The organism is Pseudomonas sp. PGPR N4 (assembly GCF_059693665.1).
In genome coordinates this window covers 1,217,610-1,234,398 of sequence record NZ_JCAUKV010000001.1, presented here as the reverse complement: position 1 = coordinate 1,234,398, position 16,789 = coordinate 1,217,610, and the positions used below count along the sequence as shown (strand labels likewise).

Below are 16,789 nucleotides of genomic sequence, written 5' to 3'. Positions count from 1 at the left end.
ACTGAACAATGGGTTTCTTTTCGGATTGCTGGAGTGCCATCAAGAGCGTCGGCTCAGCGGTGGTAGAGGTGGTGCGCACCACGTACGACACCGTACGTGAGAAGGCCAGGGATGCGCTGGACTGGATGGCGACCAAGGCCGAATCCTTCGTCGGCAAGGTCAAGGAGATATGGAGCAAGGTCAAGCCCTTCATCGCCACTGTGGTCAGGCCGGCGCTCAAGATCGCCGCCGAATGGGCGACCGTTGCATTGCCGACCTTCCCTTGGGTGGCCACGGCCATCCGGGCTTTCGACAAGGCCCTCGAGGCGTTGCTGAACTGGGAAAAAACCGCACTGGCCAAGCAGGTAAAGGCTGCCGTCGAGTGGGCCATCGCCAAAGCCAAGACCCTGCGCGATGTGCTCTTGGACGATGAAGAAATGGAGCAGGCTGCGACTCACGAAGAAGTACTACGCGAAGCCCGCGAGGAAGTGCGCGGCGAAGCTGGCCGTGCCCTCGACCTAGCAACCCTGATCACCCAGTACGCCCAGTTGAGCACCCGTATCCAGCAGGTGCTGGAAAACAACAACATCAGCGATTTCGATCACTACCTGCGCCTGCGCGCCTCGCAAAAGTTGCTCAAGGACACCGAGCAACGACTGATTCACGCTCAGGACCTGGACGCGATCAACCGTGACGATCTGTTCCTGGTCGAGATCGCTGCAGAGCTGCTCAAGGCCAAGCCTCAGGTCAGCGATGCCCAGGCGGTGCGCCTGGATGAAGTGATCGCCGCACGTTTTGGCAAAAAGCTGATTCCGTTCGTGTTCGAAGAGCTGATCATGGCTTGGGGTTGCAACCTTGAGCAGCAGGAGAAGGACTGGAAAACCCTCAGTGAGTCGGTGGCCAAACTGCAGGTTCAAGAACGCCAGCTGAAGATCAGCCAGAACCTCGGTGAACCTTCTGCCGAAGACAAGGCGGCCCTGGCCGACATCCAGTCCCGTCTGCCAGCCCTCAAGGCGCAGATGGACCAACTACGCAAGCGCAACCAGGAGATGCGCAACTATGTATATGCCGCCGAGGGGTTTCTGCAGGTGCTGGAGAAAGCGCCCGAAGACTTCGCCGACGACGCCTACCTGCTGAGCGACAGCCAGGAAGTCGGCATGATCATCATCGACTGTGCTCAACATGGCAAACGCTGGGAAGAGCTGACCGAAGACGAACAGAGCCTGATCATCGATTTCGCCAACATCTTCGAAGAAGCCAGCCGTGAACGTGCCAGCCGCCTGGTCGAGGTGGCAGCGTGAATTTTCAGGAGATCCTTACCTTTCTGCTGCCTTCGGCAGACCCGCTACAGCTGTTGTTCGCCGGGCTGATCGGGATACTTTCGCTGGTGACCGTGATTGCATTGCAGCGCGGAGCACGGGCGCAGACCTGGGAGCGAAAGTGGAACGGCGGCGGCCAGGATGACCTGGACGTGGAGCACGGCTCAGTGAACGAGATCAGTGCTGCCGTGGCTAGTCCCGGAGAAAAAATGGTCGAGTTCATGCCCGGGATCCTATTGATCCTCGGCCTGCTGGGTACCTTCCTGGGCCTGGGCATCGCCTTGAACAAGGCCTCGACGATTCTGGTCGAAGCCAATGCCGGGGGCGGTATGGACAATGCCATGACTAACCTCATGGGCATGATGGAAGGCCTGGGCACCAAGTTCAAAACCTCGACCTGGGGCATTCTTGCCTTCCTGCTGCTAAAAGCCTATGCCGCCAGCAACGGTTACGAAGAGCGGCGACTGCGCTGGTGTGTCGGGCAGATGAAGCGTGCCTTCGACAGCAGTCGCCTGCAACGCCAAGGCGAGCGCCAACAAGCGCAAACGACGCTCCTCGAGACCCTGAGCCGGCTTGATCAAAACCTTGCCGCTCAGAACGAGAGTCAACGGCAGTTGCTGGATCTGCAGGCACGCCTGGTCAAGCATCACGCCGCAACGACCCAGCAGGCGCTTGCGGACAATCGCTCCAGCATCGATACCCTGCTGCTCCCCCTGAATGCGTCGCTGCAGGAGCAGCAAGCCGGCAACCTGACGTTGCAGGGACTGCTGCAAGAGCAACAGGCAGCCAACCAGAATCTGCAGAAACTGCAAAAGGATCAGTTGGCCGCAAACCAGGTCAGGCAAACCCTGGTACAGGAAGCCCAGGCTGGTAACCAGGTCCGGCAGGACATCCTGCAGGCCCAGCAAGCTAGCGGTAAGACACTGACAAGTGCCCTCCCTGCGCTGCGCACGTTGAACAGCACCAGCGAACAGACGCTGACTGCGCTGGGCGCCATCGATGCCCGATTGCAGCAGCACGGCGAGCAGAATCAGCAACAGCTTGAAGACGGTCGAGCCACACGCCAGGCCATGGAACACTTGATCGACAGTAATAGCCGGAACCTCGCAGCCATTTCCGGTGCAGCTGAACAGATGGCCAACGCCGCGGGCACCATCGGCGCTTCGGCAGGTGACTTGCAGCAAGCCATTGCTGACTTCAAGGAGGGTGTCGCTGGTGTGCTTGGCCATCTCAAGCAAGATCTTGGCGAGACCATTGGCTTGATGGGCAGCAGCTTCACCAGCAACATGACGCAGATGTCCGCCAGTCTGTCTGAGGCCACTCTGGGCATTTCCACGGCGGTCAACAGCCTGTCGAACAATGTAGGCCAGACCATGGAGGGCATGAAGAAGTCCAACGAGGAGTCCCTGAACCTGCAGCGTAATGCCCATGCCAGCTTCCAGGGCTCCAGTGAAACCCTGCAAGTCAACGTCGAAGGCATGACCCACTTGGTGGGCGACCTCCGTGAAAAAATCCTCTCGGGCCTCAAGGCCGTTTCCGAAAGCGGGCGGCGCATGGTGGCCCTCGACAGTCGCTACGAAGGGGTCACTCAACAGGCCGAGTTGGCCGCCAGCGAAATCAAGGGACTGGTCGCGCAGCTGATGACAATGCAACACAGTAGCCCGCTGCAACCGGCCGTGGATGCACTGGCCGCGCGGGTCGACATGATTGGTCGCAATCTGCAAGAGATCGATCAGAACCTGGAAGTGCTGAGCAACGTGGTCCAGCACAACCAGCAGCGCAACACCGGCGGTGAGATTAGCCAGTCACTTCGCGAGATCATTGCCCAGCTCCATGTCCTCGACCGTGCGCAGCCGACTGCGGTGCAGATCGAAACGGCCTTGTGAGGTGGCGGGCGATGAAAGACAAACCGAATGAATGGGTGTCAATTGCCGACCTGATGGCCGGAGTCATGGCAGTGATCATGCTGCTGTTGGTGATGGCAGTGCTACAGAAGAGTTACTCGGACCTTAAGCACCAACAGGAACAGGCCCAGAGCAGTGCCAGCCAGCGGCAGAAGGTCGAGCACTTGCTCGGGGCCTTGCAGGACTCGCTCAAAGGCACAGCCGGTGCCGGCCTGGTGGCACTGGACCTGGAGGCGCAGAAGCTGACGTTGCGCGACGGTGTATTCGGTCGCGGCAGTGCCTGCATCACTGAACAGTCCCGCGAAGCCTTCCAAAGCATCGAAGCGGCGGTCACGCAGTTTTTGGCGCAGTTCCGTGGTGCTCAGGTCTACATAGAAGGCCATACCGATAACCTACCGGTGCTGCGTCCAGTAACCAACTTCGAAGCCAATTGTACGGTCTACGACGACAACTTCACTCTCTCCGCCGCTCGTGCTCGTGAAGCGCGCAAGCTGATCGTTGGTAATCTCGATCCTCCTACGGCGAGACGTGTGGTGGTGGCCGGTTATGGTGACTCACAGCCCATACCCGGTATCGCGCCGGAGGACGCCCAGCAGCGCCGCATCGAAGTCCGCTGGATCACCCCAGATGAGCCAAAGTCCGAACTCAGCTTAGTAAAATAAAGGACAAATCGGGGCGGCGGCGAAAATCTCCCGCCCAGGTCTGCTGTTAGGATAAGTGCAGCACTGAACCCAGCCAAAAAATAAAAATTAGGAGCTCAGAACTGAGCTCCCGATTTTGAACAGAGTCCAGTTAAAATCATCGAACAGGTATCGAGTGAAATCTGTAGCTACTAGCGATGCCGATCGATAGCAGTGAAAGACTTAGACCAGTCCTGCCTGCAGCAAGTTGTATCCATACTCAAGTGATTAGAATGTGTGGCTTCGTGCCTCTTGGCGTGCTTGGTGGACGTCCCGCAACCAACCTCCGGCAATACCCACCAACAGGACGATGCCTACTGCTGCGTCTTTGGTCAGAATGGCGTCTGATTCGCAAATCAAACAGCGTCTATTCATCGTTAACACTCCATAGGGACGGCCAAAGGCAGGGTGTAGTGGGGCCTTGAACAGGCAGTTCATTACTCGCTGTGACTGGGTAAGAGGCTGAACAGCCAGAGTGCGGCTAGCAGAGCCAGCAGCAAGGGTGGGAAGCGCCATATCAGGATCAACAGCAAGACTGCAGCGATGCAGCCAGCAAGAACTCCAATGAAGGCAAACGTGAATGCCAGAAGGCGTAGCGAAGCCATTTGTTTTCTCCGTAGTATTGGATGAGGTGGATCGGCTTCTGGGCCGGCAGGTAACCCAGAAGCCGACGCTAGAGAGAACCCAGTTCTGCCTGGGACACGCAGCCCTCGCTGCCGACGATTATGTGATCCAGCGTCCGGTTGCCCACTAGGTTGAGTGCTGTCTGTAGCGTTGCCGTCAGGCGGCGGTCAGCCTGACTGGGCTCAGCATCTCCAGAGGGGTGGTTGTGTACGAGGATCACGGCTGCGGCGTTGTGCTCCAGGGCGGTTTTGACCACTTCGCGGGGGCATACGCTGGCGCCATCGAGAGTCCCTCGAAACAGCTCGCGAAACGCGATGCCCCGATGCTTGCTGTCGAGTAACAGCAGGGCGAATACCTCGTGCTCATGGTGCTGGAGAAGTGTTTGCAGGTGGTTGAACACTTGCCGTGGGTCGGTCAGGGCCCGGCCTTTGGTTAGCCGGCTGACGGCTAATTGCTGGGCCATCAGCAGGATGTCATTTTCGCTAAGGCGTGGTGCCGACGTACGCCATTTGTTCGATTTGATGAGCCATGTGAGGGATTCCTTTGGGCATGAAAGCGCCGCGCACTGCACGGCTATCTGTAGTGGTACTGGAGATGTGATTGGGGTTAGTAGCGAGCGCTGATGCGATAGCCACAGCTCAGCCAGAGACTGTCAGCCAGGGTGTGGCTTGTAGGCTGTTTTAGGTCGAGTGGAAATTTCTGGCTATGGTCGGTTAGGCGAGCGAGCAGAATGCTGGCCAGCGTGCAAAGCACGATGCTGAGTGGATTTGCCAGCATACCCGCAGTCAGTAATACCGGACCTCCGAGCATCGGCGGAAGGTGGCCACGGATGGCCATACCGATAGGGGGTATGGTGCAAACGATCTTCAGGGCCGAGGCGAGTCGGAAGTTTTTGGGGAGGGGACATCTGAAACGTTGCAGTGACATGGCTTGGCGCTCCATGGGGTGGGTTCACTGCGGTGATATAGATGTTGAAAAAAGTGGAATCGGCGAGGCGGCGGCTTTGAGGGGCGAAAGTTGGTTCCCACTGCTGGAAAGTTAGTTCTCAGCCCTTCCGGAGCCTAGGTACGGCGTGTAAAGACTACCTTCGGCGTATATATTTGTGAGCTGTCAAGAGAAAAATGCGCGCAGGTGAGATGTTTTGCGCGCAGGTGCAAATGCACTGCTGACCGGTATTTGCCAAGCTAGTCCTAGGTTTGAACAGGGCTGGAGAAGTGACATGGCAAATGAAAACCGTGTGTTGAAGGTGTTGCGGATCAGACAGGTGACGGATCGGACAGGGCTCAGCCGGTCGGCAATATATGATCGATTGAACCCGCGATCACCGCGTTATGACAGTACCTTCCCAAGGCCAATGAAACTTGGCTTGTCGGCTGTTGGCTGGCTAGAAGACAGTATCAACGAATGGATTGAAAGTCGTTTCGTTGTGTAGCGAGTATTCGAGAGTTACCATAATTTCCTTGCTGCTATGAACTGCATTGTAGTGGTTCAGGTGCGCTAACTTTCAAGCATGAATACTGGGTTTTGTGTCATGCGTGCCATTCGGTATGCGGAGTGGAGAGGTTTTCCCTATTTAGTTATTTATGGAGTTTTTTATATACAAGTAAATATCTGCTTATCGATATTGGATATGTGTTTAGAGAGTGGATTTTATCAATTGTTGCAGTGGCTCTTGTGAGAGTCGCTGTCGAACGGAATGGGGTATCTATGTGACTCCAGTAGAAGAAGACAAATTAATTGTGGAGAGGCTCTTTGTTGGGGAGGGTTGTGCTCGAAATGAACATGGGGCTGGCGTGCCTGGTGTTGAATATAACGCCAGAGTTGGTCTGATTCTAAAGATTGGTCCGCTGATGCGTGAGATAATCGCCTCAGATGAAGATCTATTCTCGGTAGAGAGGGAAGCGATGTATGGGGATACTCTCAAGGCGACATCGGTAGGTCGGAATTTTGTCAGGTATATCGGTAAAGATTATTTTGAGGTGGCAGTTGATCAGGACTATCGTCTTAATCCATATTTCGAAGTATTTTGTTCATGCGTCAATAGGTACGGTCTCCGGAAGGTTATAGGTAGAATTGAAAATGTGTGGGGTAGTCTTGTAGAGGAGGCTGTAAAAATTCTCAACTCCTGTGTGGAGGATATCAGGCGTGAGATCAAGAGTAGTTCGTTCAAAGCGAGATTGAAGAGTTATCGGCGCTCTGTAGTGGAGAATTACAGGGAGCTGAACTCGTATGTGAACGATTTATTCAAATTCCATGCTCGCATGCTGGTGCTGAGAGTGGATCTGAGCTACTTGGAATCTTTTCGCGGAGCTGGTGGTGTCACTGTGATGGATGTGTGCCAGCATCGTAGTAGATTGCTGAAGGATCTGAAGGCGAATGTCTTTGGGCCTCTACTGGGATATGCGTGGAAATTTGAAAAGGGCAAGCGTAAGGGACTGCACTACCATTTACTCCTTTTTTTTGATGGAGGGAAAGTTCGGCAAGATGTCACTCTGGCTCGGATGATTGGTGAACATTGGCATTCTGTAGTTACCGACGGGCGTGGAACATATTACAACTGCAATGCATTCAAAGAAGGGTATGAGTATTGCGGGATTGGGATGGTCGGTTATGCTGATCAGCGAGCACGAGAAGGGTTGCGGCGCATTGTCATATACATGACCAAGCTCGATGAGTACTTCAAGCTGTCGGTGCCTGGAGTCAGATGTTTTGGGAAGGGCATACGTCCTAAAGCATTTGAGGTGCGTCGCGGTAGGCCGCGTAGGAGTGGTCTGCTCCTCCCATCCGTCAATGGTTATTAGGGTTTGTCAATCGTTCTTGCGAGTGTGCTTCATAAGCTAGGCGAACCATGCCCTGCGGTTCGCCTTGTTCTGCTTTCTTGGGGTTGTATTTGAGCCAACGCTTAACTGCAGATTCAAGCTTTTGAGACTCAACGAGTTTGAATCTTTGTCCGCCTAGAGTCTTTAGGCTCTGCTGGGTGATGCTATTAAGGGGTTCGATGATGGCCTTATATGCTTCCTTCTCGTTCTTCCATCCGCTGGAAGGAGGGTCGGAGAGTAGTTTGACAATTTCACTTTGCTCTGGGGCATGCTGTGAATGCCTTGTTCGAGCAGCGTTTCTTGCCTGCTTGCTGCGCACGTCTTTTATATCTACGCCTGGGTAGGTGCTCAAAGTTCCGATGGCTAATCCTATTTGATGGTTGGCTTGGGCAATAAAAGACCCGGCGGTGTTGTCATTACGCTCTGCGTAGCTAATCTTCGCCAGTTCTGTGTAAATGCAGGCATGCCGGAAATGGCTTTTATAGGGGGCTAGACTTTCACGCTGGAATATACGGTTGTCTTGCTCTTGCTCAATTGTTTCGGCATTAATCGCGCCGCTGATAATGGCCTGATGGATGCCAGTCATATGTCTTGGAAGATCAAAGCTCGATTCAAACTGGTGGAAGAGTAAAGTCAGCCTGTCTAGTGCCTTATCAATTGTGGTTTTTAAGGCGTGGCTCTCAATTTTAGGGTCAAAGCTAGGCATGCTCTTTCCTTGCTGCGGCTATGTATATTTTTCTGCTTGCTGGGTTTGGTGGGCTAAATAATAGTTGCTATTCCCTTTGTAGCGGAGGTAAGTGGGGCATTAGCAGCTCCAGGTGTGTGCCGAGCTTCTGCCAGGCCTCCGCCATTTCCTTTGTGTAACTGTGACGCTGGTAGGTACGCTTAACCTTATTTTCTTCTGTGTGATTAAGGCAGCGCTCAGCTACCTCTGGCAGTACGCCCTGTGCCGTCATGATTGTTGCGCCCGTTCGCCTCAAATCGTGAGGAGTCCATTTTCCTCCTGGCAGGAGGAGTGCCTGGGCTTTGGCGCTACGGTTGCTCATCACGCCTTGGCTCGGCTGGCGTTGCCTATCTCCAAGTTGCTTCGTCACCGTTTTCGAACAAACTGGGCCGCTGTCATCGGTGTTCGGATAACACCATTTGGAGTGACTATTCAGTATTTTGAGCTTCTCGAACTGATGGATGGCAAATGACGAGAGCGTGACATTATGGGCCTTGCCGTTTTTGCTGTTCTCCGCTGGTATTAGCCAGATGCCTTTGGTGAGATCTACGTGCTCCCAGCGCGTGTTGAGCAACTCACCAATACGGCAGCAGGTGGAGAGGGCAATCCAGATCGCTGCTTCGGTGGAGGAAAGCAGGCCGGCTTCCGAGGCAAGTTTGGCCAGGGCACGGATTTCATCATCGCTTAACACTCGGTCCCGCTCGACAACCTTGCCACCGATCTTGGCCTTGCGGATGCTGGCGGTCGGGTCGTGCTCAATCAGATCTCTATCCACTGCAAACCGGAACATCTGTCGCATTAGGCTGAAGATCAGCTTGGCCATGCGATTGACGCCGCGAGCGAGAAGGGCGTCGGTTACTTCGGTGATGTGACCCTTCTTAACATCGGCTACTGCCATCTTGCCTAGAAACGGTAGAACGTCCTTCTCAAACATCCTACGCACCTCGGCCCCGCCATCCTTTCGGTTAATTAGGTCGATCTTGGCCCAGTGTTCGAACAACTCGGTAACGCTTTTCCTTGAGGCCTGTTGAGCCTGTTCTGCTTCAATCGCAGCTTTCTCCGCTGCTAGGCGAGCCAGCTCAGCCTCCCGGGCAGCAATGCGTGTGGCTTCCTCGGCTTCAAAGTGCTCGCGGATATCCCGAATCCCGGCCTTGTGCAAGCCAGCGAGCTCCTTCGCTCGCTGGCCCGCCTCAGCAAGGGTCATGGTTCCTTCCTGGCCGTCGCGGCTATAGGTGCCGATGGGGTAGGTGATGCGTTCTCCGCTACTGTTGGAATAACGGAAGTAGAAGAGGCGCTCCCCCCTTGGAGTAATACGTGCTACCAGACTGCCATGCCCCCAGATGGCTACTTCACTGAGCCATTTGTCGCTGCTGCCCGGTTTGGCTGTCATTTGCCGGTCTGTGATTTTGGCCATCGTCTGTCTAGTTTTCCCGTTGCCAATTGGTTGCCAATTGAGACTGGATTTGACGGAATCCGATGGAGCTATTTTGGATGGAAAAAGCCGTGCAGGCCAGTAAAATCCATGTATTGAGCGCGATTCATTAGGCTGGGTAGAATCGCTTTGGATGGCTTATTACCTTTATGGGGTGCAAGGGGTAGAGTGTTCGAATCACTCCGTCCCGACCAAATAATCCCAATGACTTAGCCACCTTCGGGTGGCTTTTTCATTTGTAGGCCCAGTGACATTTCGAGTGACTTCGCCTTTTTTATCATCCAATCCTCCTTTTCAGAATCGTCAGCACTGGACCACGCGAGTCCGTTGCTGACACCTTGTATGCCGCCTCTATCAACTGCCCCAGCTCAGCGCCGGAGTAGTGACTGGTCACGCTCCCGTTCTTGTGGCCAAGCAGCGACTTCCGATCTTCCTCTGTCACGCCAGCTGCCTTCAGGCGTCTGCCGAAGGTATGCTTCAGGTCGTGAATCCTGATTGAAGCGAAACCAGGGCAAGCTGGGCGCAAGTGTTGCCTCGCTGCGCAGCCTCTCAAGCTTGTGGATCAGGCACTGCTCAGCTTCTTCCCGGTCACTAGTTCCAGGACCAGTGCGTATCCAGAGCCAATGGCCTTGAGCTCATCGTAAATGGTGGTGAACGATGATGTAGGGGCAAATTGTTTGTCGGGATTTGCAGGCATTCCTTATCTTCTAAATTGCTCCAGTCCATGGGCTTTCCGGCAACGAACCGCGGCGGTTCATTGGGAGGCGCAACGCTACGACGGCGCTGTAGTGGCGCGATACTGGCCTTTCATCCACGCTGGATGTGCGACAGGCCATACCTTCCGCTTTCAGTTGGCCCGGCGGTCTAATAGAAAAATTCCATATTTTGAATAGGCGCATACTCGATTTAGCTCAGAATTTCTGAGCGTTGAGAGGTGCGTATGTCCAGAGATAGATATGGGATCGATAGTGATAGGCTGGTGAGCATGCCGGCTGATAAAGATAACTATCAAGGTGATCAACAAGATCAACCCGATAAAAATCGTTCAGAGGATCGCGCCCGTTACGTACAGAATCCGCCCTTTCGGAGCGTGAATAGGCAAGGGCCGCCGGATTTGTCAGGTTCACCCACTGTAAAACGTTACATATATCAAAAGCATCCCTGGGAATAATCTCCGTATTGGGGCTTAAGTGATCATCTGATCCTTTGGATTAAGTCGACAGAGCCCAGCACCGCGCTGGGCTTTTTGCATTTCAAAGACCGATGGTCAGCGATACTCCTGGAGGAGGGCTGACTCCATGCTGGCCAGCTCCACAGCCGCAGCGGTAAACGCTTCACCGCAATGACAGCAAGCCGTCATGACTTGCGGCAGGTCAAGCGCAGGTCCAACTGGACGGACGCCGAATGGCTTGCGTTTGTCAGTGGCTACAGGAGTGTGTTCAAGGTTAACGTCCTGCGGGTGATTTAGATTGATCCGCCGAATTCGCTCCCAATGCAGGAAGCATCAGGAGTATCGGGCTGCATCGAAGCAGCCTGGATCCTGATCCAGGAATTTCTTCATCCTGCGCCACAGCGTGGTGGTGCTGATGCCCAGATGCTCGGCTGCGATTCTTCGGTTGCCACCAGCATTGGTCAGTGCGGCGAATAAAATGTCTCGCTCGTTCGGCAGCTTTGACACACTTTCACCAGCAGGATTGATGGCTGCCGGCGAAAGATCGTCAAGCGCCTCGTCCAGCCAGTCCGGAAGCAACATGCTGCACTTACTCATCACGCTAAGGCGTTCGACGATGTTGCCTAGCTGTCGTACATTACCTGGCCAGTGGTGATCGCAAAGCCTGGCGATAAGCTTTGGCGTGCTTTTCAGTACGTCGCTGGCGCTACCTTTGAGAATGTGGCGGGCTAGGGCAGGGATGTCCTCTCGACGCTCGCGCAGAGGAGGCAACCTGAGCCTCAGCACGCAGATCCGGTAGTAGAAGTCCTCACGGAACAGCCCTTGGGCAATCAACGCCGGCAGCGGTTTGTTGCTCGCGGTGATAATGCGGATATCCACCGGCGTGACCTTGTCGTCCCCCAAACGAATCACTTTCCGCTCCTGCAGAGTTCGAAGTAGCTTTAACTGGATGTCCGTAGAGGTTTCGCTGATTTCGTCTAGAAACAGAGTGCCGGTATGGGCGAGCTCGAACACTCCTGCCCGGCCCTCCGCCGCCGCTCCAGTGAATGCGCCCTTCACGTAGCCGAATAACTCGCTCTCCAGGACGCTGGGCGCGAAGGCTGCACAGTTGATGGCCACGAAGGGACCGCTGCGGCGTGGTGAGGCATTGTGGATACTCTGCGCGAACAACTCTTTGCCGGTGCCGGTTTCACCTTCAATCATCAGGGTGCTGTCCACCCCTGCATAGGTCGCAGCCAGGGCCTTGGCTTTCAGCAAGGCGGCGCTGTTGCCGATGATGTCGTCGAAGCTGCTTTCGGCCAGGTGGCGGCCTGCCAACGCGCGACGCATCTTCTGCTCGATCGCTTTGATATCCGTCTGGTTTTGCAGGGTGGCGACGGCGCCGATTATCTCTCCCTCAAGCACGATGGGGGCAATGCTCAGTGTCAGCGAAAGTCGGCCTATGTCGATCAACGCGCCACGCACTGGTTTGCCATGGCGGAGCGCCTGAGTGAAGTAATTGCTTAGCGGTAGTTGGGTAACGGCGTCTCCGCAGGTGACTGCACTCAAGTAGGTTCGGGCGACATTATTCATCCTGGTTACCACTCCCGAACCATCGACGCTGAAGATGCCTTCAGACACGCAATCCAGAATCGACTGGATCATCTCGTATCGGTGTTGCAGTTCCTGTCGCTGCTGTCTTCTTTCCTCCTGCACCTGCAAAAGGTGCAAGGCCTCGTCGATCGCTTCTGCTGCTGCGTCACTGTCGGTATCGGACATGACATAGTGCATGCCCCGCGATTTCACCGGTTCCTCGAGTGACAGTCCACCTATGGCTACTTCGATACCCTGCGTCTGCAGATTGTCGAGTACCGAGTCGGTGTTTTGCAAGCTGCTCAGAGGGTCGATAAAGCAGATTGAAGCATCGGGCAAGAATGGACGGGACTTTTCCAGGATTCTTGCGTAGCCCTCTGAGGTGGCCAAAAAGGCAATTTTCGATGACAGGCGTGAAGCCTTTTCATAAGCATTGATGCAATCGAAAAAGGTATGCCTGACCTCCACGACCGGCACGCGAAAGTGTTCGCGAAGCATGCTTGCGGTCTTGCCTCGACTGATCAGCACCTCAGCACCTTCCTCAATCAGCTGCCGAGCAGTCTTGATCGCATCGGTCTGGGCTGCCTCCACAACGGGCAGCGAAAGCTGGCGCGCTCGCAGGATGCTGTTCATTACCCGGGTCATGGTGGTGGACGGGGTGATGACGGCGATTCCGTTTGTAGGAATCCGCTGCTCAGCCAAGTAGACCTCCTGTTTCATGCGGTTTCCTTATATTTCATTGTTGTTCAGGAAATGAAATTAACTGCAATGAGCAGGTTATCCCTCTGTTGCCTCCTGGCAAAGGTCAGGTGATCGAGCATGCGCTAATTAATTGATCTTAAAAGATTTTATTTTATGTGAAGCCGACGTCGCCGCGCGTGGCACATGCCTTGCTCTACTTCAAGGAAATAAATCCAATAAGAGGCAATGTGTTCATGGACCTGATCTTTATCGGTTTCGGCGAAGCCGCGTTCCACCTGGCCAGCGGCCTGGGGCAGCAAGGGGGAATGCGTATAGGCGCATATGACGCCTATAGAGACGACTCAAAGGCTGGCCCGCTGATTCAACAACGTGCCGAGCAGGCGCAGGTGACGCTGTATGACACCCTGGAAGAGGCCTGCCGAGAAGCGCGCTTCATCGCATGTTTGACCAGCGCCAGCAGCGCCCTTGCACTGGCCGAGCGGATCATGCCGCTGCTCCAGAGCGGGCAGCGCTACATCGATATGAACTCGGCAGCTCCCACTGTCAAACAGGCTATCGATCGATTACCGCGGGCTGCCGGCGTTGACTTCTGCGACGTCGCGGTGATGGGTACCGTACCGGGTAACGCCCACCGTGTCCCGATGCTGCTGGCCGGGAGCGCCGCCCAGGCGTTTGAGCAGGCTTTCACGCCGCACGGTATGCGGCTGACTGTGCTGGACGCCGAGCCCGGCTCTGCTTCGGCCATCAAGATGCTCAAAAGCGTGGTGATGAAAGGCTTGCCGCAACTGTTTCTGGAATCCTTCCTGGCGGCCGAGCGTTTCGGCGTGCTTGATACCTTGGTCGAATCCTTGGCTGACTCACTGAACGGCAAAACGGTAGAGCAACTCGCCAATACCTTCACCGCTCGGACCTTGATCCATGCGAAGCGCCGCGGTGCTGAACTCGACGATGTAGTGGCGACGCTCGAAGCGGCCGGTGTCGATTCCACCATGTCCACGGCCACCCGCGGTCAACTACAGAAGCTTGCTCTGAGCGACTGGGCCAGCCTGCTAGGGCCGGGTGGCAGCGACATGAATTATCGCGACGCCATTGCCCATCTCGCCCGCCACTCTTGAGGATTGTCGATCATGAACACTGAACAGTATTTTGCTCTGCCTGAACCCATCCCGCAGGACATCCTCGAGCGCTTTCGCAAACTCAGCCCCGCCCAGCTTTGCGATGGCATGCAAAGCCTTGGTATTGCACGTAATGGCTGCATGGACAGCGATCTGATGCCGCTTGATGAAAGCAAGATCATGCTCGGCACCGCCTACACGGTGGATACCGAAGACGGTGACAATTTCCCTATCCATGTTGCCATTTACCAAGGCCGGCCAGGGTACGTGCTGGTGGTGGCTGGCAAGGGCTATCGCGGTCGTGCCTACATCGGTGATCTGATGGCTGGCGCTGCCCAGGCAGTTGGCCTCAGCGGTCTGGTGATCGATGGCTGCGTACGTGACAAAGTGCCGCTGGCTGAGCTGGACATTCCGGTCTACGCCAAGGGATTCATGCAACGTAGCCCGGCCAAGCAGGGCCCCGGCAAGATCAACGCACCAGTGCACTGTGCCGGTATAGAGGTCACTCCAGGCGACTTGGTCTTCGGCGATTACGACGGTGTCACTGTCGTTCCTCGTGGTCGCCTGCTCGAAGTCTTGCAGGCTTCGGAGAAAAAGGATGCTTATGAGGCCAAGCGGCGCGAGGTCATCGATGATTACGCCCGTCGTAGGGCTAACGGTCAGCCGCTGCCAGAGCTCGCGCCGGCCTGGGTGACTGAACTGCTGATCGGGCGCTGATGCATTCAAGGGAGTCCAAGAGGCTCTCCTGATACACCGTTTCCGCACTATAAGAATAAAATTGGGAGATGCCCGAATGCTTACCGCTCTCGGCTATTTGTTGATCGTTTCGTTCCTGATCCTCGTTATCAAACAAAAGCTTTCCCCTTTCACCGGGCTGATCGTCGTTTCGCTTATTGTCGGTGCGCTGGCGTGCATGGCCTCCGGTGTGCCGTTCGATACGCTGGTCACCTGGGTAAGGGAAGGCCTGTTTTACACCGTCAACGCAGAAGGCAAGGTGTCGCTGGGGACCGTCAACCCGACGGTGATGATCCTGTTCGCAATTCTTTACTTCAGCCTGATGATGAATGTGGGTCTGTTCGATCCGTTATGCACATACCTGATCCGCAAGGCCAATGGCGATCCATTGAAGATCATCCTGGTCACGGCCTTCACTTCTTCTGTGGTAACCCTCGATGGTGATGGCACCACTACCATCTTGATCATCACCAGCGCCTTCCTGCCGCTTTACAGACAAATGGGCTTGAAGTTGTCGAACTTGGCCATGCTCATCATTCTCCCTTGCGGACTTGGCAACTGCCTGCCCTGGGGCGGGCCGTTGGCGCGTGCTGCCGCAGTGCTCAACGTGGAGGTGAACACGCTGTTCGTGGCAATTTTGCCGATCCTTGGCGTGTCATTCATTTATGTGTTTTTCATGGCCTATCTAATGGGGCGCAAGGAGCGCGTTCGGCTAGGTTTCATACCGGGCGAGCGGGCCATCGTCACGCCGCAGCAGATTGAGGAAATGGTCACGGTGATCGAGGAGAACGACCGTGAGTTCAAGCGGCCTAAACTGTTTCTGTTCAACCTGGCCCTGACCATCGGCATGCTGGTCACCCTGCTGGCAGGCTGGGCGAGTGGGGCAATCGTATTCATGCTCGGCACCGCCATCGCTCTGGCGGTGAACTACAGCGCCACCGAGCAACGTGACCGTATCACTGCCAACGGTGGCGATGCCATCGCAGTTGCGTCGATCATCATGGCGGCAGGCTGTTTTCTCGGCATCTTCAACGGTAGTGGCATGGCTGCTGCGGTCGCGCAAAGCATCGCGGGTCTGATCCCCGAATCAATGGGCAGTCATACCGCCCTGATGTTCGCCTTCCTGGGGGCGATCGCCTGCTACGCATTGCCAGTGGACGCCTATTATTTCGGCATCCTGCCGGTAGTAGCGCCGATTGCCTACCAGTTCGGCATCACTCCTACTGAAATTGGTGTTGCCTCGTTCATGGGGCAGGCGCTGCGTTATGCCAGCCCTACGGTAGCCTGGTTGTTCCTGCTGATGAACCGGACCGAGATGACCTTCGGGCAATACCAGAAAGAGTTCTTCAAATGGTCGCTGCCGCTGTTCGGCATCTTTATCGTTACCGCGATCGTGACGGGAGAGTTGCCCGTGGGCTAATCAGCCTGCCAGCCAAGTGCTGGGTGCAGCCAGTCATCGCTGTGGTTATGCCGCGATGACTGGCCTACAACCTTTTGATCACAAAAGCGGTGATACCGAGATAGCCCTGCAGCAGTGCACCGGCAACGAGGAACGAGAGCGCTGCGACCATGCACAGCGCCAGTGCCCTCTGGGTTAATGTGGCCCAAAGCGTACATGGTCATCACCTTCTGGCGGACATGCAGGCGCCGCCTGTGCGGGGGAGGCACTTATCGCTTGGGGGATGATATCCTTCCGCTTACCAAACAAGGAGAGTGGTCATGGGCTGGCGGGAGAGGCATAAAGCGTTTCAGGAGTGGTTCACCCCGCGGCGACGTCGGCGAGCGGGCGGAACGTTGCTTGCCGTCTGGGCTGTCGGTATCTGCATTTACCCAAGCACGTATTGGGTCTACGTGATGATTCCAGGAATCATGTGGTTCATGAGCGCTTGGCCGGCTGAGCTTCATGACAAAAGTTGATGAGCAAATTCAAAAACGACACTGCATATCTTTCATCCGGTTTTGCGCTTCGCTGTTGATCAGCCTCGCAAGCGCTCAAGTCTTTGCTTTCGGGGA

Annotated in this window: 12 protein-coding genes and 1 pseudogene; 8 read left to right on the top strand and 5 right to left on the bottom strand. The window is 55.4% G+C overall.

Annotation, left to right across the window (positions count from 1 at the left end):
- Positions 1–8 precede the first annotated feature (8 nt).
- The 3 genes from AC58X1_RS05500 to AC58X1_RS05490 are packed head-to-tail and all read left to right on the top strand — an operon-like array spanning position 9 to position 3,864.
- Positions 9–1,280 (top strand): hypothetical protein, encoded by a 1,272-nt coding sequence (locus AC58X1_RS05500; RefSeq protein WP_313326144.1) that lies wholly within the window; start codon positions 9–11, stop codon positions 1,278–1,280.
- Positions 1,277–3,184, top strand: a complete 1,908-nt coding sequence (locus AC58X1_RS05495) for a coiled-coil domain-containing protein (RefSeq protein ID WP_313326145.1) — start codon at positions 1,277–1,279, stop codon at positions 3,182–3,184. Before AC58X1_RS05500 ends, AC58X1_RS05495 begins: the two co-directional genes overlap by 4 nt.
- A gap of 11 nt (positions 3,185–3,195) precedes the next feature.
- Entirely contained in the window at positions 3,196–3,864 is a 669-nt protein-coding gene (locus AC58X1_RS05490) for an OmpA/MotB family protein (protein ID WP_497428481.1), read from the top strand.
- Between the two features lie 691 nt (positions 3,865–4,555).
- On the opposite strand, the gene AC58X1_RS05485 is transcribed toward AC58X1_RS05490, so the two are convergent.
- Positions 4,556–5,029 (bottom strand): JAB domain-containing protein, encoded by a 474-nt coding sequence (locus tag AC58X1_RS05485; RefSeq protein WP_497428769.1) that lies wholly within the window; start codon positions 5,027–5,029, stop codon positions 4,556–4,558.
- Positions 5,030–5,725: 696 nt separating this feature from the next.
- Here AC58X1_RS05485 and AC58X1_RS05480 point away from each other — a divergent pair.
- Both AC58X1_RS05480 and AC58X1_RS05475 read left to right on the top strand, forming a co-directional pair.
- On the top strand, positions 5,726–5,938 hold the full coding sequence (locus AC58X1_RS05480) for a helix-turn-helix transcriptional regulator (RefSeq protein WP_313326148.1): 213 nt from the start codon (positions 5,726–5,728) through the stop codon (positions 5,936–5,938).
- 277 nt (positions 5,939–6,215) lie between these two features.
- The gene (locus AC58X1_RS05475; RefSeq protein WP_497428480.1) at positions 6,216–7,307 is read left to right on the top strand and encodes a YagK/YfjJ domain-containing protein; all 1,092 of its coding nucleotides are present in this window, start codon (positions 6,216–6,218) and stop codon (positions 7,305–7,307) included.
- Here the strand turns inward: AC58X1_RS05475 and AC58X1_RS05470 are convergent.
- The 4 genes and pseudogenes from AC58X1_RS05470 to AC58X1_RS05455 all read right to left on the bottom strand — a co-directional run bounded on the left by AC58X1_RS05470 (position 7,294) and on the right by AC58X1_RS05455 (position 12,944).
- Positions 7,294–8,031, bottom strand: a complete 738-nt coding sequence (locus tag AC58X1_RS05470) for a hypothetical protein (protein ID WP_497428479.1) — start codon at positions 8,029–8,031, stop codon at positions 7,294–7,296. The two genes, AC58X1_RS05475 and AC58X1_RS05470, sit on opposite strands and share 14 nt — an antisense overlap.
- A 67-nt stretch (positions 8,032–8,098) precedes the next feature.
- Entirely contained in the window at positions 8,099–9,463 is a 1,365-nt protein-coding gene (locus AC58X1_RS05465) for a tyrosine-type recombinase/integrase (protein WP_497428478.1), read from the bottom strand.
- 295 nt (positions 9,464–9,758) lie between these two features.
- Positions 9,759–10,013, bottom strand: a pseudogene (locus AC58X1_RS05460) (tyrosine-type recombinase/integrase); the annotation flags it as partial.
- Positions 10,014–10,985: 972 nt separating this feature from the next.
- A complete protein-coding gene (locus AC58X1_RS05455; RefSeq protein WP_497428477.1) occupies positions 10,986–12,944 on the bottom strand; it encodes a sigma 54-interacting transcriptional regulator in 1,959 nt (652 codons plus the stop codon).
- Positions 12,945–13,159: 215 nt separating this feature from the next.
- Here AC58X1_RS05455 and AC58X1_RS05450 point away from each other — a divergent pair, with 215 nt between their 5' ends.
- The 3 genes from AC58X1_RS05450 to AC58X1_RS05440 all read left to right on the top strand — a co-directional run bounded on the left by AC58X1_RS05450 (position 13,160) and on the right by AC58X1_RS05440 (position 16,196).
- Complete coding sequence (locus AC58X1_RS05450; RefSeq protein WP_497428476.1) at positions 13,160–14,041, top strand: NAD(P)-dependent oxidoreductase; 882 nt, start codon at positions 13,160–13,162, stop codon at positions 14,039–14,041.
- 12 nt (positions 14,042–14,053) lie between these two features.
- Entirely contained in the window at positions 14,054–14,758 is a 705-nt protein-coding gene (locus AC58X1_RS05445; RefSeq protein WP_101320390.1) for an RraA family protein, read from the top strand.
- A gap of 76 nt (positions 14,759–14,834) precedes the next feature.
- Positions 14,835–16,196, top strand: coding sequence for a CitMHS family transporter (locus tag AC58X1_RS05440; RefSeq protein ID WP_497428475.1), 1,362 nt, complete (start codon positions 14,835–14,837; stop codon positions 16,194–16,196).
- The last annotated feature ends 593 nt before the right edge of the window (positions 16,197–16,789 follow it).